Raw genomic sequence first — 1,293 nt, 5'->3', positions numbered from 1 at the left:
ATCTTAACGCCTTTATTAATGCCATCAAACCTTTCGAATTTACCGGCATATCAGGGATCAACACTCTCTTCGTCGGTCTTTGTATGCAGGAAGAATTTAAAGCGCTAGATTTTTCAGCACTGCGATTGACCGTCTCGGGTGGAACTGCCTTAACCTCTAATGCCAGTGAAATATGGAAAGATGTAACAGGCTGCAGTATTTCTGAAGGCTATGGGTTATCAGAAACATCTCCGGTCCTCTGCCTTAATGAACCTGGCAATGAAGAAATAGGCACAGTTGGGACACCTCTTTCTGATACAGAAATTCAGCTTTGGAATGATGACGATCAACCCGTATCTGAAGGTCGCGGACAGATCGTCGCTAAAGGCCCTCAAGTGATGAGTGGTTATTGGAATATGCCAAATGAAACCGCAAAGGCATTAACTGAAGATGGCTTTTTCAAAACGGGTGATATGGGCGAATGGACTGATGACGGTAAGCTAAAAATTGTTGACCGTCTAAAAGATATGATTATTGTTTCAGGATTTAACGTCTATCCAAATGAAGTTGAAGAAGTATTAACCAGTTTTCCGCAAATTCTAGAAGCAGCCGTAATTGGTGAAGCTGATGACATTTCAGGTGAAAAAGTATGTGCTTATGTTGTACTAAAAAATGAAGCAACAGAAAAAGAAATTATTGAACACTGCCGCAAAGTGCTGACCGCTTATAAGGTTCCCAAGAAAGTGGTCGTACTAGAAGAATTGCCTAAATCAACTGTTGGGAAAATACTGCGAAGGGAGCTGAGACCTGCTTCCTAAATGACTTTAAACAAAGTCATCAAACAAAACGAGCCCCGTGATTTTGCCATAGATTTCGGTTAGCTATGTTTTGATATTTATTCAGGTTTTTAGGGTGCCCAAATGGCACCCTTTTTTTGTTTGAAATATGCTTTCGTTCCACTAAAACGACACGAATTGACTGTGACATGACACCTAGGGCCATAACCCTGGCCTGCGTCTCCCGATAAGATTGTTTTACTAACAATAACGGAGAAAATCTCATGTCTAAAGAAGCGGCAGCAATGCTTTCGGTCCCGCGCTCTCAAAGCGAGGGTGAAATCACCACCTGGATGTCATTAAAAAAATACGCTTACATCATTTCGCTGATTTTACCTTTAGCGCCTATCGGATCATGTTATCTAGCGGTTACAACAGGAAATGGCCTATGGTTATGGACAACAATCGTATTCTGGTATTTCGGAATAGCGGCACTAGATAGCTATTTTGGTGATGATGAAGCGAATCCAACCGAAAA

At 41.5% G+C, this 1,293-nt stretch carries 1 protein-coding gene and 1 pseudogene; both read left to right on the top strand.

Annotation, left to right across the window (positions count from 1 at the left end):
* The coding region (locus A3761_RS19430; protein WP_156491962.1) for an AMP-binding protein at positions 1 to 797 on the top strand (797 nt) is incomplete at its 5' end.
* A gap of 242 nt (positions 798 to 1,039) precedes the next feature.
* Positions 1,040 to 1,293: pseudogene (locus tag A3761_RS19420) on the top strand (hypothetical protein); the annotation flags it as partial.

The sequence above is a fragment of the Oleiphilus sp. HI0123 genome (assembly GCF_001635315.1).
The sequence above is the reverse complement of the archived record's forward strand: the minus strand, read 5'-3'. Positions and strand labels throughout refer to the sequence as shown.